General features: G+C 74.4%; 20 protein-coding genes. 6 read left to right on the forward strand and 14 right to left on the reverse strand.

Going from position 1 to position 21,384, the window contains the following annotated elements; genetic code table 11:
- Positions 1 to 270: 270 nt before the first annotated feature.
- The 4 genes from ACIWVC_RS06080 to ACIWVC_RS06095 all read right to left on the reverse strand — a co-directional run bounded on the left by ACIWVC_RS06080 (position 271) and on the right by ACIWVC_RS06095 (position 3,309).
- Positions 271 to 1,197: a GNAT family N-acetyltransferase gene (locus tag ACIWVC_RS06080; protein WP_396446071.1), complete on the reverse strand. Its 927-nt coding sequence runs from the start codon at positions 1,195 to 1,197 to the stop codon at positions 271 to 273.
- Between the two features lie 76 nt (positions 1,198 to 1,273).
- Positions 1,274 to 1,621, reverse strand: a complete 348-nt coding sequence (locus ACIWVC_RS06085) for a DUF3817 domain-containing protein (RefSeq protein ID WP_396446072.1) — start codon at positions 1,619 to 1,621, stop codon at positions 1,274 to 1,276.
- Positions 1,622 to 1,676: 55 nt separating this feature from the next.
- Positions 1,677 to 2,033 carry a hypothetical protein gene (locus tag ACIWVC_RS06090; RefSeq protein ID WP_396446073.1) on the reverse strand — a complete coding sequence of 119 codons (357 nt, stop codon included), beginning with the start codon at positions 2,031 to 2,033 and terminating at the stop codon, positions 1,677 to 1,679.
- A 61-nt stretch (positions 2,034 to 2,094) separates the two neighbouring features.
- On the reverse strand, positions 2,095 to 3,309 hold the full coding sequence (locus ACIWVC_RS06095) for a citrate/2-methylcitrate synthase (RefSeq protein WP_396446158.1): 1,215 nt from the start codon (positions 3,307 to 3,309) through the stop codon (positions 2,095 to 2,097).
- 69 nt (positions 3,310 to 3,378) lie between these two features.
- Here ACIWVC_RS06095 and ACIWVC_RS06100 point away from each other — a divergent pair, with 69 nt between their 5' ends.
- The 4 genes from ACIWVC_RS06100 to ACIWVC_RS06115 all read left to right on the forward strand — a co-directional run bounded on the left by ACIWVC_RS06100 (position 3,379) and on the right by ACIWVC_RS06115 (position 9,373).
- Positions 3,379 to 4,620, forward strand: a complete 1,242-nt coding sequence (locus ACIWVC_RS06100) for a hypothetical protein (protein ID WP_396446074.1) — start codon at positions 3,379 to 3,381, stop codon at positions 4,618 to 4,620.
- Between the two features lie 39 nt (positions 4,621 to 4,659).
- Positions 4,660 to 6,120 (forward strand): SWIM zinc finger family protein, encoded by a 1,461-nt coding sequence (locus ACIWVC_RS06105; RefSeq protein WP_396446075.1) that lies wholly within the window; start codon positions 4,660 to 4,662, stop codon positions 6,118 to 6,120.
- Positions 6,117 to 8,756, forward strand: a complete 2,640-nt coding sequence (locus ACIWVC_RS06110) for a DUF6493 family protein (protein ID WP_396446076.1) — start codon at positions 6,117 to 6,119, stop codon at positions 8,754 to 8,756. The genes ACIWVC_RS06105 and ACIWVC_RS06110 overlap by 4 nt, the downstream gene beginning before the upstream one ends.
- A 74-nt stretch (positions 8,757 to 8,830) precedes the next feature.
- Positions 8,831 to 9,373, forward strand: coding sequence for a methylated-DNA--[protein]-cysteine S-methyltransferase (locus ACIWVC_RS06115; RefSeq protein WP_396446077.1), 543 nt, complete (start codon positions 8,831 to 8,833; stop codon positions 9,371 to 9,373).
- A 21-nt stretch (positions 9,374 to 9,394) separates the two neighbouring features.
- On the opposite strand, the gene ACIWVC_RS06120 is transcribed toward ACIWVC_RS06115, so the two are convergent.
- The 6 genes from ACIWVC_RS06120 to ACIWVC_RS06145 form a co-directional block, all read right to left on the reverse strand.
- Complete coding sequence (locus tag ACIWVC_RS06120; RefSeq protein WP_396446078.1) at positions 9,395 to 10,306, reverse strand: oxidoreductase; 912 nt, start codon at positions 10,304 to 10,306, stop codon at positions 9,395 to 9,397.
- Between the two features lie 126 nt (positions 10,307 to 10,432).
- Positions 10,433 to 10,921: a glutathione peroxidase gene (locus tag ACIWVC_RS06125; protein WP_396446079.1), complete on the reverse strand. Its 489-nt coding sequence runs from the start codon at positions 10,919 to 10,921 to the stop codon at positions 10,433 to 10,435.
- A gap of 44 nt (positions 10,922 to 10,965) precedes the next feature.
- Positions 10,966 to 11,121 carry a hypothetical protein gene (locus ACIWVC_RS06130; protein ID WP_168444831.1) on the reverse strand — a complete coding sequence of 52 codons (156 nt, stop codon included), beginning with the start codon at positions 11,119 to 11,121 and terminating at the stop codon, positions 10,966 to 10,968.
- Between the two features lie 171 nt (positions 11,122 to 11,292).
- Entirely contained in the window at positions 11,293 to 11,451 is a 159-nt protein-coding gene (locus ACIWVC_RS06135; protein ID WP_396446080.1) for a hypothetical protein, read from the reverse strand.
- Positions 11,452 to 11,536: 85 nt separating this feature from the next.
- Entirely contained in the window at positions 11,537 to 11,830 is a 294-nt protein-coding gene (locus ACIWVC_RS06140; protein WP_396446081.1) for a hypothetical protein, read from the reverse strand.
- A gap of 61 nt (positions 11,831 to 11,891) precedes the next feature.
- Positions 11,892 to 12,995, reverse strand: coding sequence for an LCP family protein (locus tag ACIWVC_RS06145; protein WP_396446082.1), 1,104 nt, complete (start codon positions 12,993 to 12,995; stop codon positions 11,892 to 11,894).
- A gap of 156 nt (positions 12,996 to 13,151) precedes the next feature.
- Between ACIWVC_RS06145 and ACIWVC_RS06150 the strand changes: the two genes are divergently transcribed.
- Entirely contained in the window at positions 13,152 to 15,206 is a 2,055-nt protein-coding gene (locus tag ACIWVC_RS06150; protein WP_396453902.1) for an ABC transporter ATP-binding protein, read from the forward strand.
- A gap of 9 nt (positions 15,207 to 15,215) precedes the next feature.
- Here the strand turns inward: ACIWVC_RS06150 and ACIWVC_RS06155 are convergent, their stop codons facing one another.
- Entirely contained in the window at positions 15,216 to 18,794 is a 3,579-nt protein-coding gene (locus tag ACIWVC_RS06155) for an AAA family ATPase (protein WP_396446084.1), read from the reverse strand.
- Between the two features lie 185 nt (positions 18,795 to 18,979).
- Between ACIWVC_RS06155 and ACIWVC_RS06160 the strand changes: the two genes are divergently transcribed.
- The gene (locus ACIWVC_RS06160) at positions 18,980 to 19,318 is read left to right on the forward strand and encodes an STAS domain-containing protein (protein ID WP_396446085.1); all 339 of its coding nucleotides are present in this window, start codon (positions 18,980 to 18,982) and stop codon (positions 19,316 to 19,318) included.
- An 82-nt stretch (positions 19,319 to 19,400) separates the two neighbouring features.
- On the opposite strand, the gene ACIWVC_RS06165 is transcribed toward ACIWVC_RS06160, so the two are convergent.
- The 3 genes from ACIWVC_RS06165 to ACIWVC_RS06175 all read right to left on the reverse strand — a co-directional run bounded on the left by ACIWVC_RS06165 (position 19,401) and on the right by ACIWVC_RS06175 (position 21,357).
- Complete coding sequence (locus ACIWVC_RS06165) at positions 19,401 to 20,174, reverse strand: SGNH/GDSL hydrolase family protein (protein WP_396446159.1); 774 nt, start codon at positions 20,172 to 20,174, stop codon at positions 19,401 to 19,403.
- 87 nt (positions 20,175 to 20,261) lie between these two features.
- A complete protein-coding gene (locus tag ACIWVC_RS06170; protein WP_396446160.1) occupies positions 20,262 to 20,861 on the reverse strand; it encodes a GTP-binding protein in 600 nt (199 codons plus the stop codon).
- A gap of 40 nt (positions 20,862 to 20,901) precedes the next feature.
- Positions 20,902 to 21,357 (reverse strand): DUF742 domain-containing protein, encoded by a 456-nt coding sequence (locus ACIWVC_RS06175; protein WP_396446087.1) that lies wholly within the window; start codon positions 21,355 to 21,357, stop codon positions 20,902 to 20,904.
- Positions 21,358 to 21,384: the final 27 nt, after the last annotated feature.

A 21,384-nucleotide genomic window follows, 5' to 3' on the forward strand; every position in this document is an offset into this window, starting at 1 on the left:
GGCGACACACCTCGGGTCCTCGGCCGTACCGGACCGGTCCGGCGACCGGCTCACGGGCGCCGCACGGCGCCCTCCCCCCGCCGCCGGGCGGAGTCACGCCCGCCCGGCCGCACCGGAAGGGAGGTGGGAATCAGCCCCCAGAGGAACCGGCGGCACGCCGGTAGTGCACAGGCGGCCGGAACTCCGTCCGACCCCCGTCCCGGCCGCCGACGCAGTAAGGGATCGCTGCGGAACCGGCCCGTGGGGGCGCACCGCCTCCACGGGCCCGGCTCACAGCTTCTTGCGCCAGACCTGCCCGTGGACGACGTCCCCGAAGCGCTCCACGGGCGGCTCCTCGTCCTCCAGGACGAACCCGGCCCGCTCGTAGAGCCGGTGCGCCGCGCGCTGCAGCGCCGTCGTCCACAGCATGATCTCCGCGTAGCCGGCCTCGGCGGCGAAGCGGACGCACGCGTCGACGAGCGCGGCCCCCACCCCCGTGCCGCGGGCGTCCGGCTCGACGTGCAGCAGCCGGAGCTGCGCGACGTCCTCCTCACGCTTGACGCAGAACACCGCGCCCACGCGGACGCCGCCCGACTCGGCGATCCAGGCGTTCTCCCGCTCCGGGTCGTGGTCGCGCACGTAGTCGGCGACGACCGAGGCGACCAGGGCCTCGTAGGTGCGGTCCCAGCCGCATTCCTCGTCGTAGAGCGCGCCGTTGCGCTCGACGACCCAGCCGAGGTCGCCGGGGCGCAGCGGGCGCAGGACCGGGCCGTCCTCCGGTCGCGCGCGGTCGCCGAGGATGCCGTGGACGGTGCGCATCGCGGCGAGCAGGCGGCCGCGGTCGGCGGCGGGCAGCCCGTCCAGCAGCCCGCGGATCTCGGCGGCGGTCCGCTCGTCCAGCATGGCGAACACCTCGCGGCCGCGGGGCGTGAGCCGGGCGATCTGGCGGCGGGCGTCGCCCGCGGCGCGCTCGCGCACGACCAGGCCGTCGGCCTCGAACCGGGCCAGCATCCGGCTGAGGTAGCCGGCGTCGAGATCGAGCGCGCGGCGCAGCGCGAGGACCTCGGCGTCCTCCCGCTGGGCCAGCTCGAAGATCACCCGGGCCTCGGTCAGCGAGTAGGGGGACCGGACGAGCCCCTCGCCGAGCACCCCCATGACGCCGGTGTAGAAGCGGTTGAACGCGCGGACCGTTCCGATGTCCTCGGCGGTCACCTCCATGCTGCGACCCTCCTAACGTTTGACTGAGTCAAACGTATGTGAGAGAGGCCGCCGGGCACCAGCCCCCCGGGGCGGATCAGACGCCCGCCTCGGCTCCCTTGCCGGCCTCGGCCCCGTCCTTGGCGGCCGGCAGCGCGCGCGCCTCGCGGACGATCTTGCGCTCGACGAAGAAGGTCATCAGCGGCACGACGCCGCCCAGCACGATCAGCACCATCCGGCCGGCCCGCCAGCCGGTGCGCCGCCACAGGTCGAAGGCCAGCGCCACGTAGACCATGTAGAAGAGGCCGTGGATCGGCGACACGATCGCCACCATCTCCGGCATGTCGGTCGGCCCGTACTTGAGGACCATCCCGATCGTCAGCAGCACCAGCAGCGTGCCGACGATCAGCGCCAGGATCCGGTACCTGGTGACCGCGCCTTCCACAGGAGCACACCTTTCGTTCAGCGGGCCGGCGCGCCGAGCGGGCCCGCGCGAGGGGTCAGCGGCGCCCGCGGCCCTCGGAGTTGAGCCGGGCGAGGTAGCGGTTGTAGGCCGCGAGGGCGGGGTCCTCTTCCTCGTGCCGCTTGATGATCTCCCGCTTGACCTCGGCCTCGGCGGGCTCCTCGACCACCTTGGGGGCGGGCTCGGAGCCGGCCCGCTCGTCCCGGATCATCTTGACCCACATCACGATCACGAAGATCGCGAAGATCGGCCATTCGAAGGTGTAGGCCCAGCTGCGGTCGTTGCCCGCCTGGGCGCGGTCGAACTGCCACCAGCCGAACCCGAGGAACGCGCCGCACAGCACGATGGCCAGGGCGTGCAGCCCTAGCCAGCCCGGGGTGAGGAAGCGTCGCACGGCACCGAGCCTACCCCCGCCTCCGCGTGATGCCGCCCCGACCCCGTGCCAGGGCGGGAGGTCAGCCGGGCGGCGGACCCACGTAGACGGCGCGGGGGCGCAGCGGGCCCCGCCGGCCGTACTCCTCCAGCGCGTGCGCGAGCCATCCGGCGGTGCGCGCGACGGCGAAGACCGCCTCCCCGGCGCCGGGGACGAGGCCGGCGACCGCGCCGAGCGCCGCCAGCGCGAAGTCGACGTTGGGCTCGGGCAGGCGGCGGCGCGCGGCCTCGGCGAGGACCGCGTCGGCCGCGGCCAGCCGCTCGTGCCCGGGCGCCGCGGCGCGGACCATGCCCATCAGCAGGGTGAAGCGGGCGTCGCCCGACTTGTAGACGCCGTGCCCGAAGCCGGGGACGCGTTCGCCCGCGCGCAGCCGCTCCCCGACCACCCGGGGCGCCGCCGCCGGGTCGGCGGCCTCGGCGATCAGCCGCTCCGCGCCGTAGGACGCGCCGCCGTGCAGCGGGCCGCTCAGGACGCCGAGCCCGGAGGCGACGACCGCGTACGGGTCGGCGCGCACCGAGGCGGCGACGCGCGCGGCGACCGTGGACGCGGCGAGCTCGTGGTCGGCGAGCAGGATCATGGCGGCCTCGAAGGCGCGCAGCAGGCCGGGTTCCGGCGGGTGCGGGCACAGGCGGGTCCAGAGCCGCTCGGCGATCCCGCCGCCCGCGGCGGGGCGCCCGGCGGCCGGCGGCAGCGCCTCGACGAGGCCGGAGATCAGCGCCCGCCCGGTCGCGGTGACGCCCTCGGGGTCGAGGTGGTGGCGCAGCGGGTCGGCGACGGCGAGCGCCGTGACGATCAGCTGGAGGCGGTCGAGCGGGAGGAGGCCGGCGGGCAGGCCCGACTGGGCGGCGACGGCCGCCGCGACGCCGTCCGCGCGGGGCCGCCAGGGCCCGGCGTCCGCGTCCTCGCCGGTCCAGAGCCAGGCGGCGGCGTCCTCGAAGGTGCCGGTCTCCGCCATGCCCAGGGCGTCGCGTCCCCGGTAGAAGTGGCGGTCCGCACCGAGCGCGGTGACCGCCGACTCGATCGCCTGCTCCCCCGGGCCGGGCGGGCGGCGCGGCTTCCCGCGCCGGGCCAGCTCCTCCACCTGGGCGGCGTCGAAGAGGCTGCGCCGCCCGTCCGGGGCGCGCCTGCGGCGCAGCACGCCCCGGCTCACGTACGCGTACAGCGTGGCGGGCTTCACACCGAGCCGCTCGGCGGCGGTCTTCGCGTCGATCCACCCGCTGACCTGGTCGTTCTCCATGTTCACCGGCTCTTCATATTGATTATCGTCAATATTGATACATGTAGATGACGGTGTCAATCTGAAGGCATGCCTCAGATTCACTTCCTGGACGTCACCAACCGCGACGGCGTCCAGACGGCCCGGACAGGGCTGTCCAAGTTCGGCAAGACGATGGTCAACTTCTACCTGGGACGGCTCGGCGCGGCGCAGTCGGAGATCGGGTTCCCGTTCCTGTTCCACGAGGCGCCCTACGTGCGGGCGCAGATCGCGCTGGCGGAGGCGGGCGCGTTCGGCGGGCTGCGGCTGTCCGGCTGGTGCCGGGGCGTCGCGCAGGACGTGGAGAAGGCCGCCGCCGTGCGCGCCGGCGGCGCCGGCCTGGCCCACTACAACCTGTCGATCTCGACGTCCGACTACATGATCGCGAACAAGTTCCGGGGCAGGCTGGACCGGGACGCGATCATCCGGGAGATGGTCGCGGCGGTCCGCGCGGCCAAGGCGGGCGGGGCGCGGACCGTCGGGGTCAACGCCGAGGACGGCTCCCGCACCGACGACGGCTTCCTCAAGGAGTTCGCGCTGGCCGCGAAGGAGGCCGGCGCCGACCGCGTCCGGTACTGCGACACCATCGGGGGCGACACGCCGGACCGGATCAGGGAGCGCTTCGCCGAGCTGGCTTCGGCCGTGGGGATGCCGGTCGAGACCCACTGCCACAACGACCTCGGCCTGGCGGTCGCCAACTCGGTGAGCGGGGCGCTGGGCGACCTGGACGCGGGCCAGGACGCGTGGATCAACACGTGCGTGAACGGGATCGGCGAGCGGTCGGGCAACGCCGACCTGCTGTCCACCATCCTCGCGTTCCGGCACGGGTTCGGGCTGCAGGACCGCGGCATCGAGATCGGCGACCCGATCGACCTGTCGTGGGCGCGGCGGTTCGCGCTGTGGGCGAGCTACGCGTTCGGCCAGCCGCTCCCCTACAACCAGGTCGGCGTGGGGCGGAACGCGTTCGCGCACGAGTCCGGCATCCACGCGGACGGCGCGCTGAAGGACCACGGCAACTACGAGCTGTACGACGAGGAGACCCTCGGCCCGTTCCCGGACGACTGGCACACCCGCCGCGGACGCGTCGTCCTCACCGGCGAGTACGGCGGCAAGGCCGGTTTCAGGCACGTCATGGACGGCCTCGGCGTCGAGCCGGTGGACGAGGACCTCTCGTTCAAGCTCGTCCAGCTGTGCAACGCCCAGACGGGCCGGCCGCTCACCGACGACGAACTCCGCCTGATCGGCGCCTACCCGCGGGAGTTGTCGCTGCTCTTCCCGGGGCAGCTCGGCTGATCGCGGGATTTGTCCGAGGGGCGCTCTACGTTCTGCGGCATGGCGAGCAGCACAGTGGCGGCCGGAGCCGCGCAGTCGTACACCTACACGCGGCCGTCCGGGCTGGACTCGGGCCTTCTCGGCCTGTCCACGTCCGGCGGGACGACGAGCAGCGGGCCGCAGGCGCACCCGCACTTCTTCAGCGGCGTGCTCACCCAGGCGGCCCCGGCCGCGGCGGCGCTGCTCGCGCTGGCCGACGTCGCCCAGACCCGGTACTTCCAGCCGCGGCCGACGTCCTTCCGCGACCCGGTCGTCACCTGCAACGGCGACCGGATCCGGATGGAGTCGTTCTCCGCGTGCGGCGGCGTCTACGCCAGGCTGGACGTGCTGGAACCGGCGCTGGACGGCGAGGTCCACGAGCGCGGCACGACCAACGTCGACGTCAACGGCCCCTTGCGCGAGGCCCTCGCCCGCGTCGGCGGGTCCGATCCGCTGCACCTGGCGGTCGGCGCCGAGGAACTCGCCGTGACCACGATGGACGGCGCGGTCGTGGAGAAGAAGGTGCCGCTGCCCGACCGGTGGCTCCGCGGGTTCGCCGAGGTCCAGGTCATCACGGCGGGGTTCGACCTCAGGGGCGAACTCAAGGGTCCGGACGCGGTGCGGTTCCTGCGGTCGCTGCCCAAGCGCGCGCGGGAGGCGCTGTGGGTGGTGCCCGCCGGGCGGACGATGCGGATGTCGTCCCGTCCGGTGCCGGGCGCGGTGTGCCTGGCGGGGCCCGACCGTCTGCGGACGATGCTGCCGCTGCTGCGCTTCGCCAAGGCCATGCGCGCGTACGGGCCGGCCGTCTCCAACGGCAGCGGCCCCGTGTCGAGCGTGTGGGAGCTCGAACTTCCTGGGATGCGCTACGTCCTCACCCTGTCTCCCCGGCATTCGCGCGGCTTCTCCGGTGAAGGCGCCGTCCTGGAGGACATCTCCACCGACCAGGCCGCCGGAGACGCCGACCTGCTCGGCGCGCTGCTGTCGTTCGAGCCGCGCGTGGAACCCGGCCTCCTGTCCGAACGCTCCGGACTCGGCCTCGCCCGGACGAGGGCGGCGCTGACCCAGCTCGGCACGTCCGGCCGCGTCGGCTTCGACACCGCCGAGGCCGCGTTCTTCCACCGGGAGCTGCCGTACGACCCGGCGCGCGTCGCCGCGCTCAACCCGCGGCTGCGCTCTGCGCGGGCGCTCGTCGAGGACGGTGCCGTGCGGTTCACCTCCGGCGACAGGGCGACGGTGCTCACCGACGGCGGCGAACGGGAGGTCCGCTTCGACGGCGACCGCGCCACCTGCACGTGCCCGTGGTGGTTCGACCATCGCGGTGAGCGCGGGCCGTGCAAGCACGTCCTCGCCGCCCGCATCGTCCGCCGCGAGACCGGGCAGGGCGGGCCGGTCGGGCAGGGCGGGCCGGTCGGGCAGGGCGGGCCGGTCGGGCAGGGCGGGCAGGGCATGGACACCGCGCGGGCCGCCGAGGCCGGGCGATGAGCGCGTGGGAGGGCGTCCGCGAGGCGGTCGCCGCCGCCGACCCGGAGCGGGTCGCACGCCTGGTCGCCGCCCTCGACGACGACGGTCGGCGCGCCCTCGCCGAGGAGCTCCCCGCCCGGCTGAAGGAGATGCGCGCGGCATCGCCCTACGGAATCCTGGACCAGAGGATGATCGAGCCCCTCGTCGTGGCCGGCGCGGGCGCCATCGGCGGGCCCGCCGCCGCGGCCTCGTGGATATGCCGCAGGGAGCTGCGCCCGTGGTGGAGCGCGGACGGCTACGCGGCCCTCCGCAGGGCGCTCACCGCGGTCACGGCCGGCCGGACGGACGCGTGGCGGGCCGACGTCGCGCACCGCATCGCCGCGCGGATCCGCGTGCCGGACGTCGACGGGATGCTCTGGCACGCGGCGGCGGCCCTCTGCAGGGCGGCGGGTGCGGCTCCCCCGGCCACCGACGGCTTCGTGGTCGGCTGGGCGAGCATCGGCGCCCGCCCCGAGGCGCTCGGCGAAGACCCGTTCCTCGGCGCGCTCCTGCCGAAGCTGTTCGAGGCGGACGGCGTGGGAGCCGCCCTCGCCGCCGACGCGACACGGGCGCGGTGGGACGCGACCCGCGAATGCACCTGGGCCGACTCGCTGTCCGGCCTGGCCCGCGCGGGGCGGATCGAACGCGCGGTCCTCCTGGACGGCTGCGTCAGCCGGTTCCTGCGCGGCGGCACCCCCCACGGCCTGCGCTGGTTCGTCCGGCTCCACGACGCCCTCGCGCCCACCGGCGAGGAGGCGGCCGCCCGGGTCCGCGACTACGTGCGCCTGCTGCCGGCCGCGCCGCCGACCGTGGCCGACCTGGCGCTGCGGCACGTCCGGCAGGCCGACGACCTGGGGCGCCTGGACGCGGCCCTGTTCGAGGAAGCCGCCGGCGCGCTGCTGTTCCGCCCCGAGAGGAAGCTCGTCCGGGCCGCGCTGACCTGGCTCGACCGGACGGCCCGCAAGCGCGACCGGGCCGACGCCACGGTCCGCGCCCTCACCGCCGCCTTCACCTCCGACGCGGTCGACCTGCGGGACCGCGCCGTGAAGATCGCGATCCGGCACGCGGCGCGCACGAGCGAACCCGTCCGCGAGGAGGTCCGGGACGCCGCCGGCGGCCTGCCCGCCGACCGGCGCGCGGCGATCGCGGCGGCGTTCGGCGAGGTCACGGCCGCCGCCGAAGCGGAGCCGCCGGCGGGTCCGCCGCCGTTCGTCCCGCGCGCGGCGCCCGCGCCCATCGGCTCGCTCGGCGAACTGGCGGAGGAGTTCGCCGTCCTGCTGCACACGGAGGAGGACTGGCCCGCGACCGAACGCTTCGTGGCCGCGTTGGTCGGGTTCGCCCACCGCGATTTCGCCGGCACCCGCGAGGCGCTCCGCAAGCACGCCGACGCCCTGGCGCCGTGGATCACGAGACCCGACGATCACGTCTACATGCGCGGCTACGTCGCGGAGAGCTGGATCCAGTTCCCGGTGCAGGCCCTGCTGCTCCCTGGCAGGACGCACAACCTCGCCGGCGTCTTCGCGGCCCTGGCCATGCGCCGCTCCCACCCGGCCGGGTCGCTGAACGACCCGCAGCTGAAAGGGTTCCTCAGCTGGAGGCTGCACGAGATCGCATCGGCCGTGGGGACGGCGCCGCTCCTCCTCGCGACCCCGACCGAGGCGAGCGGCCACATCGACCCGGACGTCCTGGTCGGCCGCCTCGAACGCCTTGAGGCGGCGGGCCGCGCGCCGGGACCGGCCGACCTGCTGCAGGCGATGCTCCGCGTCCCGCGCGAGATCGACCCGGCGGCCGCGGTGCGCGCCAAGGGACTGGCCTCCGACGCCGGCCGGGCGGTCGCGTCCTGGCTCGCCGCGGGCGGGCTCGCCGACCCCGTCGTCAGCTGCACCGTCCGCGACGCCCCGGCCGCGACGGCCGCCGAGCGCGCACTCCGGTTCCCTCCCCAGGTCCGGTCCATCGTGGAGATGCCCGGCGACTCCGCGATCGGCCGCCTGTGCGCTTTCCCCGAACCCGGCCGGCGGGGCCCCCGGCCCCACATGGACCACTGGCCGGCCGTCCTGCCGTCCCACCGCGACATCGTCGCCGCGCACCTCGTCGCGTGCCTGGCCGGCACGCAGGACGAGGACTGGAACCAGGGCGGCGTCATGCTGGGCCTGGCCGAGGCCGACGGCCCCGCGGGCTCCGCCACCGGGACCCTCCTCGCGTACACGCTGGCCCACCGCGGCCAGGACCAGCGGGCGAAGGCCGTCGAGGCGCTCCTCGTCCTCGCCGCCCGGGACGCGCTCCCGGCGGCCGAGACGGGCGCCGCCCTCGGCAGGCTCGCCGCGCTGGGCCGCATCCCGCTCCCCCGCACCCTCAAGGCCCTCACGGCCGCCGCCGACGCGGGCGCCTGCGCAGGCGTCTGGGCGATCCTCGCCGCCGCCCTCCCGCACGCCCTGCCCGCACCGGGCGAGCGCGCCCCGGCGGGCCTCCCGGCCGTGATCACCCTGGCGGCCCGCCTGGCGGAGGTCACCGGCGCCGGGGGCCCCGTCCCGGAGGTCGCGGACGCGGCGGCGCGCGGCGGATCCAGCCGCCTGGTCGAGGAGGCCGCCCGCCTCCACCGCGTCCTCACCGCAACCTGAGGACGTGTGCCGGTGTCCACGAAGATGTCGGTCCCGCATGGGACGCTGGACACACCGGGAAGGAGCGCCGCACCATGACCGAGACCCTCGCGTTCGGCACCGTCGACACCGTGCTCGGCCGCCTGCTCGTCGCGGAGACCGAGACCGGAGTCGTCTCGCTCGACTTCCGCGACACCCCGGCGGCGCGCGCCCGCGCGGCGAAGGCCACCGGCCTGCCGGTGGTGGACGCGCCCGGCCGCCTGGCCCCCGCGCTCTCCGCCCTGCGCGACTACTTCGCCGGGGACCTGAAGTCCTTCGACGTCCCGATCGACTGGCGGCTGACCTCCGACGCCCAGCGGCAGGTCCTCACGACGCTGTACGAGTCCGTCCCGTACGGGAAGGTCGTCACCTACGGAGAGCTGGGCGACCGCAGCGGCACCGGCGTCCACGCGCAGGTCGTCGGGCAGATCATGGGCAGCAACCCGATCCCCCTGATCGTCCCGTGCCACCGCGTCGTCGCCTCGAACGGCCTGGGCGGCTACAGCGGCGGCTCCGGCGTCGAGATCAAACGCTGGCTCCTCATGCTGGAGGGCTCCCTGCCCGCCACCCTCGACTGGGACATCACCCGCGCCCCGTGAACCCGCCCGCCGGCGGTCGGGTCAGGCGCGGGCGCTCGGGTCGGGGGCGCAGGTGACGCCCGTGAGCGCCTCGGAGACCTCCCAGAGGCGCTCGCCGTGGCGGTTCGCCTGCGGGGGCGCGGGCACCTTCGCGGGGGCGCCGCGGTACTGGAGCAGCCTGGGGCCGTAGCAGGCGCCGCCCTCGACGTCCGCCGTCGCGGCGTACAGGGACGGCAGCGCGCCCGCGGCCGCGGACTGGGCCATCAGCGCGTTGCCGATGCCCATGGCCTTCTCCAGCAGCGCGCTGCCCTGCATCTTCGGGCCGGTCTGCTGGAGGTTCGTCGCGGCGTAGCCCGGGTGGGCGGCGACGCTGGTCAGCTCGGGGACCCGGCGGTCCAGCTCCTTGGCGAAGACGAGGTTCGCGAGCTTGGCCTGGCTGTAGGCGGTCCACTTGCGGTACCGGCGCTCGCCCTGCAGGTCGTCGAAGTTCAGCCGGCCCGTCCAGGCGAAGCCGGACGTCACCGTGACGACGCGGGCGGACGCGGCGCGCAGCGCGGGCAGGAGCAGGCCGGTCAGCGCGAAGTGGCCGAGGTGGTTGGTGCCGAACTGCATCTCGAAGCCGTCGGCGGTGGAGCGGCGCGGGATGGCCATGACGCCCGCGTTGTTGACGAGGATGTGCAGCGGGTCGGCGCCGTACCGGGCCGCGAAACCGCGGACGGACGACAGGTCGGCGAGGTCGAGCGAGCCGAGCGTGAGGTCGCTGCCGGGCGCGGCGGCCCTGATCCGGTCGTGGGCGGCCTGGCCGCGCTCGGCGCTGCGGCAGGCCAGCACGACGGACGCGCCGTGCCGCGCGAGCTGCAGCGCGGTGTGGTAGCCGATCCCGCTGTTGGCCCCGGTGACGACCGCCCGCCGGCCGGAGAGGTCGGGGATGTCGTTCGCCGTCCAGCCGCCCATGGGCACCTCCGCGTCCTGTCGGACATCACAAGCTAGACGGGGCATCGAATAGAGCGCAAACGCGCTCCGCTGTGGCGCGATTCACACCTGGCCCGCACCGCGCCGCAGCGGAGGGCGCGGCCGCGCTCAGGCGGGGAGGTTCTTCTCGATGGCGGCGACGACCTCGGCGGACTCCGGTTCGGTCTGCGGCGCGAACCGGGCCGCGACCGCGCCGTCCGGGGCGATGAGGAACTTCTCGAAGTTCCACCGGATGTCGCCGGTGTAGCCCCCGGCGTCCGGGACGCCGACGAGGCCCTGGTAGAGGGGGTGCCGGCCGTCGCCGTTGACCTCGATCTTCTCGGTCATCGGGAACGTGACGCCGTACGTCGCCGAGCAGAACTCGGCGATCTCCTCGGCGCTGCCGGGCTCCTGGCCCATGAACTGGTTGCAGGGGACGCCGAGGACGGTGAAGCCGCGTCCCGCGTACCGCTCCTGCAGCCGCTCCAGGCCGGAGTACTGCGGGGTCAGGCCGCACTTGGAGGCGACGTTGACGACGAGCACGGCCTTGCCCCGGTACTGCGCGAGGTCCGCGGAGCCGCCCCGCAGACCGTTGATCTCTACGTCGAAGACAGACATGAGGCCGATACTAGAACGTCACTCCACCGATCGGCCCCCGCCGGTCACTTGCCCAAGGCGTTCACGAAGGCGGCGAGCTGGTTGCCCGCCTGGCCCAGCTGGTCGAAGGCGTTGTTCACCACTCCGGCCGCGTCCGTCGGTGAGCTCAGCAAATAGAAGATGACGAAGGCGATCGCCACATAGCGGAGGTTCTTCTTCATCCGTACGCCGTCCCTGGTTCGTAGCGCGCGACACAACTGACCCGATCCAATTGTGCCCAGGCGCGTCTGCCCGCAAAGCGCGATTTTACTGTGACGCGCGCGCCACCGCTTGATGCCCCGGACGCCAAGAAGCCCCGCACCGCAGGGGGTACGGGGCCCGCGAGCCGTCCGTCAGCTCGGGATCGCGCTCATGAACTGCGACAACGACTCCGCCGCGCTGCCGAGCCCGCTCAGGGCGTTGTTGACCAGATGCGCCGCCCCCTCGGGCCTGCTGATGACGTACCACGCCACGAAGGCGATGGCGGCGATCTTCATATGCTTCTTGTTCACTTCAACCACCCTCTGCGGTCGACTGCCTACGCAGAGTGTTTCCCAGGGGCGGCCGGACAGAGATCAACGACAGGCAAAGAGAGGGTCAGGTCCCGTTGGAGTGCTCGGCGATGTACCCGATGTACAGGGGCCTGAGCGCCTCCCCGACCTCGCCCTCCCCCGCGTGGGTGAACTCCTCCAGCAGCGACAGGCCGTGGAGGAGGTCGAACTCGGCGCGGCCGACCTCGCCGGTGACCGCCGCCGCGGCCGGGATCGCGCGCAGCAGCTCCCACAGGAAGCCGATGTCCCGCCGCTCCCTGGCGAGGTCCATCGCGCGGCGGTGCAGCTCCTTGGACGACAGCTCGTCCAGCTTCGCGGCGTTCGGCGTCTCTTCCGGCATGATCCGACTGTAACCGCGCGGACGCCGCCCGCGTCACCCGGCGGCGGTCACCCGGCGGCGGTCACTTGGTGACGACGTCCTGCGGAATCGGCCGGTCCTGCTTGAGCGCGTCGAACAGCTTGGCCGCCTTGGCCTTGTCCCACGTGATGTACGACCCGGCCGTCGCCGAGCTCCCGCCGCCGCCGATCGGGACGGTCGTCGTGACGCCCCCGCCGCCGCTGACGCCCTTCATCGCCCACATCATGCGGACGAGGTCGTACAGGTGGTCGTTCTCGTCCACCAGGAAGTTGCTCGTGGCGTTCATCGCCAGCGGCACGCTGCGGAACGGGTTGAACATCGTCCCCGGGCTGGTCGCCTTCTTCATCAGCGCGGCGAAGAACTGGCGCTGGTGCTCCACGCGCTCGAGGTCGGCGCGGGCGAACGCGCGGGTGCGGACGTAGCCGAGCGCCTGCCCGCCGTCCAGCGTCTGGCAGCCGGCCTTGAGGTTGAGGCCCGCCTTGGGGTCCTTGATGTCGTCCTTGACACAGATGTCGACGCCTCCGACGGCGTCCACCACGCCCACGAAGCCGCCGAAGCCGATCTCGGCGTAGTGGTCGATGTGGACCCCGGTGGCCTTCTCCACGGTCTGCACGAGCAGCTTGGGGCCGCCGAACGCGAACGCCGCGTTCAGCTTGTTCGACCCGCGGCCCGGGATCGGCAGGTACGAGTCGCGCGGCAGGCTGATGAGGGACGTCCCGCCGGAGCCGTAGTGCAGCAGCATCATCGAGTCGGTGCGGCGGCCCCTCGCGAACCCGGTCGCGAGCCGCTTCCGGTCGGCCTTCGACAGGCCCTCCCGGCTGTCGGACCCGACGATCAGCCAGTTCGTCCCCGGGGTGTCGGCGACGCGCCCCGGGTAGTCGACGAGGACCGACTCCCGCTTGAGCCGCGAGTCCAGGTAGAAGTAGCCGCCCACGACGATCAGCAGCAGCACGACCGCGACGGCGCCGAGCACCCGCGGCCACCGCCGCCGGCGGCGCCGGACCGGCGCCCCGCCGCGCGGCCCGCCCCGGTCGTACCGCGCCCCGGCGAGCTGGTCCCCCGCGTACGGGTCGTCGTACGGGTCGTACCCGTCTCCGTACGGGTCCCGCCCGTAGGCGGCGTGCTGATGCGCCCGGCCCTCGTTCATGGGTAGACCTTAGACAACGCGGAGGGTGCCGCGCGTCCATCCCTCGCATGATTGTCGGCTCGGACAAATCACCGCGCTATGTGACTTATGAAGCGGACACCGTCCCCCTTACGGCGCACACTGCCCCTGGGCAGGTGCACGCAGGGAGGGTGGCATATGGGCGGACGACCGCGTTCTTCCAGGTGGACCCGCCGCCGGAAGGGCGGCGGGCGGCGCGGCGAAGGCTCCGCCTCGTCCGGCCTCCCGGAGCTCACCGCGCCCCGGTGGCACGAGAAGGACAAGGAGCTCGCCGAAACCGGCCTCGGCACGGTCGCGCGGCGGCTGCCGGCGGTGATCGCGCAGGCGGCCGGGCTGGCCTGGCGGGCGAGCCGGGTCGACACGGTCGCGACGGTGTCCCTCAACCTCGTCGCAGGCGTCTTCACGGCGTTCTGGCTGCTGGCGACGACCGGCGTGCTCACCGCGCTGTTCAGCGCCGGCCCGACGCCCGGCCGGGTCCGGGACGCGCTGCCGTCGCTGGCGCTGGTCGCGGGCGCCGTGGCGCTGCGGGCCGCGCTGCAGGCGGCCGCCGGCTGGTCCCAGTCGCGGCTCAACCCGCAGGTGCAGCGGCTCGCCGAGCTGCGGCTGTACGAGACGACGACCGCCGTGCACCTGACCGCGCTGGACGACTCCGACTTCCTCGACGACCTCCAGCGCGCGCAGACCCGCGGCATGACGTCGGCCCCGCGGGTCGTCCAGCAGGCGGTGGACGTCCTCACCGGGCTCGTGGGCATGGTCGCGGCGGCGGGCACGCTCGGCGTGCTGCATCCGCTGCTGCTGCCGCTGCTCCTGCTCACCGCCGTCCCGGAGGGGTGGGCGTCCGTCCGCAGCGCCCGGATGCAGTACCTGACGATGCTGTCCCTGGTCGAGGTCATGCGCCGGAAGTGGATCCTGTCGGACCTGATGGTCGAGCGGAAGCACGCCGCCGAGGTGCGCTCGTTCACCATGCGGAAGTTCCTGCTCGACCAGTACGACGTGTCGGCCGCCCGCCAGCGGAGCGTCGAGCTGGACCTGGCGCGCCGGCAGACGGTCGCGCGGGTCACCGGCGACATGCTGAAGGGCGTCGCCACCGCGGCCGTCTACATCGCCCTCGGGGTCATGCTGTGGAAGGGCGCGGTGCCGCTCGCGGTGGCGGGCACCGCGGTGCTGGCGATCCGCTCCGGCCAGTCGTCCCTGGCGAACCTGGTCTACGCGGTCAACCAGTGCTACGAGGAGGGCCTGTACTTCGGCGACTACCTGAACTTCTGCGAGGCCGCGCAGCAGCGGATCCCGAGCCGCGCCCTCGCGCCGGCGCGGGCGGGCGGGAGCCTGCCGGACGACTTCTCCCGCATCCGGGTGCGCGACGTCGTGTTCACCTACCCCGGCGCGGACGCGCCGTCCCTCAACGGCGTGTCGCTGGACCTGCGCAAGGGCGAGGTGGTCGCGCTCGTCGGCGAGAACGGCTCCGGCAAGACCACCCTCGCGAAGATCATCGCCGGACTGTACGACCCGGACTCCGGCGACGTGCGGTGGGACGACGTACCGCTGAGCACCGTCCCGCCGCAGGACGTGTGGGAGCGCATCGCCGTCATCGCGCAGGAGTACACGCACTGGCCGATGACCGCGCGGCAGAACATCACGATGGGGCGCGGCCGCGACCACTCCGGCGGCGCCGAGGACCCGGAGATGCTGGCCGCCGCCCGCGCGTCCGGCGCCGACGAGGTCGTCGCGGAGCTCTCCCTCGGCTACGGGACGCTGCTGGACCGCCGGTTCAAGGGCGGCGCCGACCTGTCCGGCGGCCAGTGGCAGCGGTTCGCGGTGGCGCGCGGCTTCTTCCGCGACGCCCCGCTGCTGATCTGCGACGAGCCGACCGCCGCCCTGGACGCGCGGACCGAGCACCAGCTGTTCGAGCGCATCCGCACCCACGCCGACGGCAGCTCCGCTCGGCGCACCGTCCTCCAGCCCCCACCCACCACCGACCAACCGACGAGCTCCGCTCGGCGTACTGTTTTGCTGATCACGCATCGGCTCGCCAGTGTGCGTTACGCCGACCGGATCTACGTCCTGGAGCGCGGCCGGGTGATCGAGGAGGGCGACCACGAGGCCCTGATGGCGCGCGGCGGCCTCTACGCCGACCTGTACTCCCTGCAGGCGGCCGCGTACGGCGCGGACGGCCCGCGGGCGCAGGCCGGCTAGCCGGGCGGGCTAGATGTAGAGGCCGTAGCCCGCGTCCTCGTCGCGGGGCGGGGCGTCGGGGAGGTCCTCGGGGCGCAGCAGGACCACCTCGCCCGCGCCGACGTCGCGGCCCGCGTCGTCCCGGGCGGTGATGCGCTGGGCCTGCCGGGAGATCGCCGCCTCCAGCAGGTTGCGGACCAGCCGGGCGTTGCCGAACGAGGCGCCGCGCGGGTGCGCGGCGATGCGGTCGCGCAGCGCGTCCAGCAGGCCGGGGGCGAGCGCGAACCCGGCCTCCGCCGCCATGAACTCGAAGATCGTGACGAGCTCGTCGTCGGTGTAGTCGGGGAACCGCAGCCGCTTCGGGAAACGGGACTTCAGCCCCGGGTTGGCCTCCAGGAACCGCTCCATCTCGGCGTCGTAGCCGGCGACGATCACCACCAGGTCGCCGCGGTGCTCCTCCATCAGCCGCAGCAGCTCGGCGATCGCCTCGTGGCCGAAGTCGCGCCGGTCGCCGCCGGAGGACGACAGCGCGTACGCCTCGTCCACGAACAGCACGCCGCCGAGGGCGCGCTCGACCGCACCGCGCACCCGCGGCGCGGTCTGCCCGACGAACTCGGCGACGAGGTCGGCGCGGGTGACCTCCACCAGGTGCCCGGACGACAGCAGGCCCAGCCGGGCGAACACGGCGGCGATCAGCCGCGCGATCGTCGTCTTGGCGGTGCCGGGGTTGCCCATGAACACCATGTGCCGGGCGGGGGGCGACGGGGACACCTTGGCGTCGCGCCGCAGCTGCTCGGCGCGGACCTCGGCGACCAGCGCGGCCACCTCCCGCTTGATGTCGGCCAGCCCGATGAGCCGCTCCACCTCGGCGAGCGGGTCGCCGGGGACGTCCTCGCGGCCCCGGGTGAGGGTGTCGGGGACGTCCTCCAGCAGGATCTCGTCGAGGGACTCGCCCTCGTCCACGATCCCGTCGGCGAGGACGCGGCGGCCCTGCATCGCGACGGCGCGGTCGAGCAGGTTCGTCATGATGCGGACGTTGCCGAGCCCGCGTTCGCGCGGCGCGGCCTCGACCAGCGCGCGGACCTTGTCGAGCACGCCGGGCGCCAGCGCGAACCCCGAGTCGGCGGCCTTGGCCGCGAAGACCTGCACCAGCTCGTCGTCGGTCAGGTCGGGGAACCGGATCGTGCGGGGGAAGAACTCGGCCAGGTCGGGGTGGGCCTTCAGCAGCCCGTTCATCTCCGCGTGCGGGCCGGTCAGCACGACGACGAGGTCCTCGGTGTGCGCCTGGACGCTGGTCAGCAGGACGTCCAGCACCTCCCGGCCGCGCGCGGCGTCCGGCGCCGCCGAGACCAGGGCGTGCGCGTCCCGCACCAGCAGGACGCCGCCGTGCGCCTCCTCCACCGCGCGCCGCACCCGCAGCACGCTCTCCGTGGCGTACTCGCCGAGCAGGTCGGCGCGCTCCACCTCGACCAGGTGGCCGGACGACAGCACGCCGAGGTCGGCGTAGATGCGGCCGAGGATCCGCGCGATCTTGCCCTTGCCGGTGCCGGTGCTGCCGGTGAACACCAGGTGCCGGGGGCGCGTCCGCGCGGTCATGCCGGCCTCCCGGCGCAGCCGCGCCGCCCTGGCCTCGGCGATGAGCGCGTCGACCTCCCGCTTGACGGGCTCGATGCCGATGCAGGCGGCCAGCTCGGCGAGCGGGTCGCTGTCGGCGGGGCGGCCGGCGATGAGGCGCTGCGGCAGGTCCGCGTCGACGACCTCGGGGGCGCCGTCCGCGCGGGCGCGGGCGGCGGCGACGGCCTCGCCCGCCATGTGCTCGGCGAGCCGGGCGCCGCGCAGGTTCAGCAGCGGCGGGGTGCGGCGCAGCATCCCGCCGGCCGCCGCCGCGACCGCCGGGGCGACGCGCGCGCCGCGCCGCGCGACGGCGAGGGTGAACAGCTCGGCGAAGTCGTCCTCGGTGAAGTCGCGGGTGCGGGCGACGTCGAACGCCCGGACCAGCGCCGGGTTGGCGTCGAACAGCCGCCGGTCGCCGCCGGGCCGGCACAGCGCGATGACGTTGAGGGACGGCGCGCGGGCCATGAGCCGGCGCAGCTCCTCCGCGGCGGCCGCCCCGCAGCGCTCGTTGGCGGCGAGCTTCTCCAGGTCGTCCACGACGAGGAGCATCCGCCCCTCCAGGCAGTCGCGGACGCGGGCCTGCAGCCACAGGACGGCGTCGCTGACGCCCAGCGACGCGAACACCTGGTCGGAGATCCACTGCGCCTCGCGGACGGCGCCGCCGTCGGCGAGCATCGCCTCGGCGATCTCGGCGGCGGTGCCCTTCCCGGTGCCCTCCGGGCCGGCGATGAGCAGCCGGACGGCCCGCTCCCCCGCGAGCCGCGCGGCCACCGCGTCCCGCAGCGCGCGGGCCAGCTCGGGCTGCCCGACGAGCCCCGGCTCCGGGATCGCGGCCCGCCCGGGGCGCTCCTTCCCGGCCTCCGCGCCGCCCTCTTCGCCGGCCTCCCCGCCCGGCCGCCCGGGCTCGAACTTCAGCGTGTTGAAGACCCGCTTGGCGGTGAACAGCCGCCGCAGGTCGGTCTGGAACGGGCGCACCGGCACGCGGCACTTCGGGCTGACCGGCGCCTCGGGCAGCCCCTGCACCGCGCCGGTGATGCGGACGGCCATGTCCACCCAGGCGCGGGCCGCGTCGGCCTCCCCCGCGACCAGTCCCCGCGCGAGCCACGCGCGCACGGCGTGCTGCCACGCCTCGGCGGAGAAGCCCTCGCGCGCCGCACGGAACCGCTCCTCCACGTTCTCGTACCGCGCGGTGCCGAGCACGACCGCCAGCTCGGCCGGGACGACCCGCGCGTCGGCCGCCAGCAGCAGCCGGGCGAGCGCGACGTCGGGGTGGTCCCCGTCGGCCACGGCGCCGGACAGCCGCTCGTGCGCCGCGTCCAGGCCCTCGCACGCCCATCCCAGGTACCCGACCGGCCCCGCCAGCTCCGGCAGGACGGCCAGCTCCTCCTCGGTCAGCCCGGAGGCCCACGCGGCCTCCAGCCGCCCGTTGGGGACGGCCATGTCCAGCTCGCGCAGCGCCGGGTCGGCGGCCCGCCGGTCGAACAGGCCGATGAGCGCCCGGCGGCGCCGCTCCACCGGCTCCAGCCCCTCGAAGACGTCCAGCCCGGCCCGCGCCAGCTCGAACATCACCGCGCGCCGCTCGGGGTCGTCCCCGGCCGGCTCGGGCAGCCACAGCCCGGGCGGGCGCCACCGGCCGCCCTGCGTGAACCACGCCGACGGGTCCCGCACGGCCGACTCGGGCGTCGCCAGGAAGTCCGACAGGAGCTCGTAGTCGACGTCGCCGCGCGACCCGCCGCGGACCGCCGACGCGCCCAGCAGGAACGTCAGCAGCGACCACTGCTCGGCGCCCGCCGCGCTGGTGCGGTCCCCGTAGAAGTCGCTCAGCCGCCGGGTCAGCACGACCGCGCGCTCGTCGGTGTTGTAGGCGACCGCCCGCTCGCGGATCTCCTCGTACAGGCCGTCCGGCACCCGCCACGGCCCGTGCGCGTAGACGTCCAGCACGGGCTCCTCGGTGAGGAGCAGTTCGAGATGGTCGGGCAGCCGGGGGGCACTCACTGAGTCCGTCTCCTACGCAGCGGCGGGGCGTACACGTCCGACAGCACCCTATGACCCGGCGGGATCGGGCACACCCCGTCGCGGCGGGTTGGCAGGCGGCCCCCCGTCGGCGATAGTTGTCGGACGGAAAGCGTTTCCCGGACGGCCCTCCGGGCGGCGCTGGGCTCACAGGAGGGGATCCCCCCGTGCCACCTTTGCAAGTGACCGCGCGGTCGGACGGCGGGCGGACCGTCGTCCGGCTGTGCGGAGAACTCGATATCGCCTGCACCGAGGACCTGCGCAGGGGCCTCGACGCGGCGCGCCGCGAGCACGGCGAGGACCTCGTGCTCGACCTCGCCGACCTGGAGTTCATGGACTCCGGCGGCCTGTCCGTCATCGTCGCCTGCTACAAGGCCGCGACCGCCGCCGGCGGCAGCCTCACCCTCGCCGGCCCCCGGCCCATCGTCCGCCGGGCACTGGAGATCACCGGCCTCCACCGCAGGATCCCCGTGAAGGCGACCCTGCAGGAGGCCCTCACGCCCTGAGGCCGCCACGCCCTGAGGCCCCCGCGTCCCGGGTCCGCACGTCCCGGGGCGCGTCACACGGCCCGGCCCCTCACCCGGCCCCTCACAGGGGCAGGGGGGTGGGGCGCTTGGGGCTGCGCCCGTCGCCGGAGGACCGGCCGGTCGCCCGGCGGCCGATCCACGGCACCAGGTAGGTGCGGGCCCAGCGGACGTCCTCGCGGCGCATGGTGAGCCAGTCGGCGCGGTCGAGGGGCGGCCAGGGCTCGCGCCAGTCGCCCTCGACGGGGACCCCGATGACGCTCGCGACGAGGAGCGCCATGCGGCGGTGGCCCTCGGGCGACAGGTGGAGGCGGTCCTCGTGCCAGGCGCGCGGGTCGTCGAAGGCGCGCTGCGGCCACAGGTCGACGACGTCGCAGCCGCGGCGGTCGGCGATCGCGCGCAGGTGCATGTTGTAGGTCGCCGCCTTGCCGCGGATCCGCGCGCCGGAGCGCAGGCCGCGGGTGTCGAAGCCCGTGAAGATCACCACGCGGGCGCCGGTGCCGCGCAGCCGGCGGACCGCGTCGTCGAAGACGACGGCGAGCGCGTCCGGGTCGGCGCCCGGGCGGATCATGTCGTTGCCGCCCGCGCACAGCGTGACCAGGTCGGGCGCGAGCTCGACCGCGCGCGGCACCTGCTCCTCCACGATCTGCCGGACGAGCTTGCCGCGCACGGCGAGGTTGGCGTAGCGCAGCCCGGGGTTCCGCGCGGCGATGTGCTCGGCGAGCCGGTCGGCCCAGCCGCGGAACATGTCGTCCTCGCCCGGGTAGGGGTCGTTGAGGCCCTCGGTGAAGCTGTCGCCGATTGCCACGTACGTCTGGATCTGCTCCATTTCGCTCATCGCGACCCCCAGCACGGATTCATGGTCGATCACGAAGATTAATCATGCATCGTGCACACGACCTACGCGACCGTAACCCCGCGGCGGCTAGGTCCAGCTCGGCGAGGTGCTGCCCGGCTGCTGCGCGGGCGCGGCGGCGTGCGCACCGGCGGAGTGCACCGACATCGCGTGCTTGACCAGCGTGATCAGCACCTGCTTCGTGGATTCCCGGCTGCGCGCGTCGCACTGGACGATCGGCACGTGCGCGCTGATCGACAGGGCCTCGCGGATGTCCTCGACGGCGTACTGGAACTCGCCGTGGAACCCGTTGACGCCCACCACGAACGGCAGGCCGAGCTCCTCGAAGTAGTCCACCGCGGCGAAGCAGTCCTCCAGCCGGCGCGTGTCGACCAGCACGACGGCGCCGATCGCGCCGCGCACCAAATCGTCCCACATGAACCAGAACCGGTGCTGCCCGGGCGTGCCGAACAGGTACAGGATCAGCTCGCTGTCGAGCGACACGCGCCCGAAGTCCATCGCGACCGTGGTGGTCGTCTTGTCCGGCACGGCCGACAGGTCGTCCACGTCGGCGCTGGCCGCGGTCATCACCGCCTCGGTGGTGAGCGGCATGATCTCCGAGACCGAGCCGACGAACGTGGTCTTCCCGACGCCGAAGCCGCCACCGACGACGATCTTGACCGAGGTCAGCTCGGCCTCTCCGCCGTGCGGCCCTGGGGCCGGGACCTGGTCAGAGCTTCCGAAGGCCACTGAGCACCCTTTCTAGCAAGCGGAGGTCCGGCTGTCCGCCGGCGGTGGTGGGGGACTGCGACTGGTGCAGGCGCAGCAGCCCCTCGACGGCCATGTCGGCGACGAGCACGCGCGCCACGCCGAGCGGCAGGCGCAGCAGCGCCGACACCTCGGCGACCGAGCGGGCGGACCGGCACAGGTCCATGATCGCCCGGTACTCCGGGGTCAGCACGGCCACGTCCCGCGGCGGGTAGGGCGCCGCGGTGACCAGCGCCTCGATGGCAAGGTCGTAGCGGGGCTTCGTGCGCCCCCCGGTCACCGCGTAGGGCCGCACCAGCGAGCTGGACTCGCTCTCCTCGCGTTCGGGCGGCCGCCCCTGCGCCGGGACCCGGCCCTGGTCACCGGACCAGCGTCCGGGCCCGCCCGGACCGCCTCCGTAGTGACTGCCTCGATCCATGTCGCCGACCTCCGTCAGAGTCAGTCA

The organism is Actinomadura sp., assembly GCF_044508335.1.
Classification (GTDB): Bacteria; Actinomycetota; Actinomycetes; order Streptosporangiales; family Streptosporangiaceae; genus Spirillospora.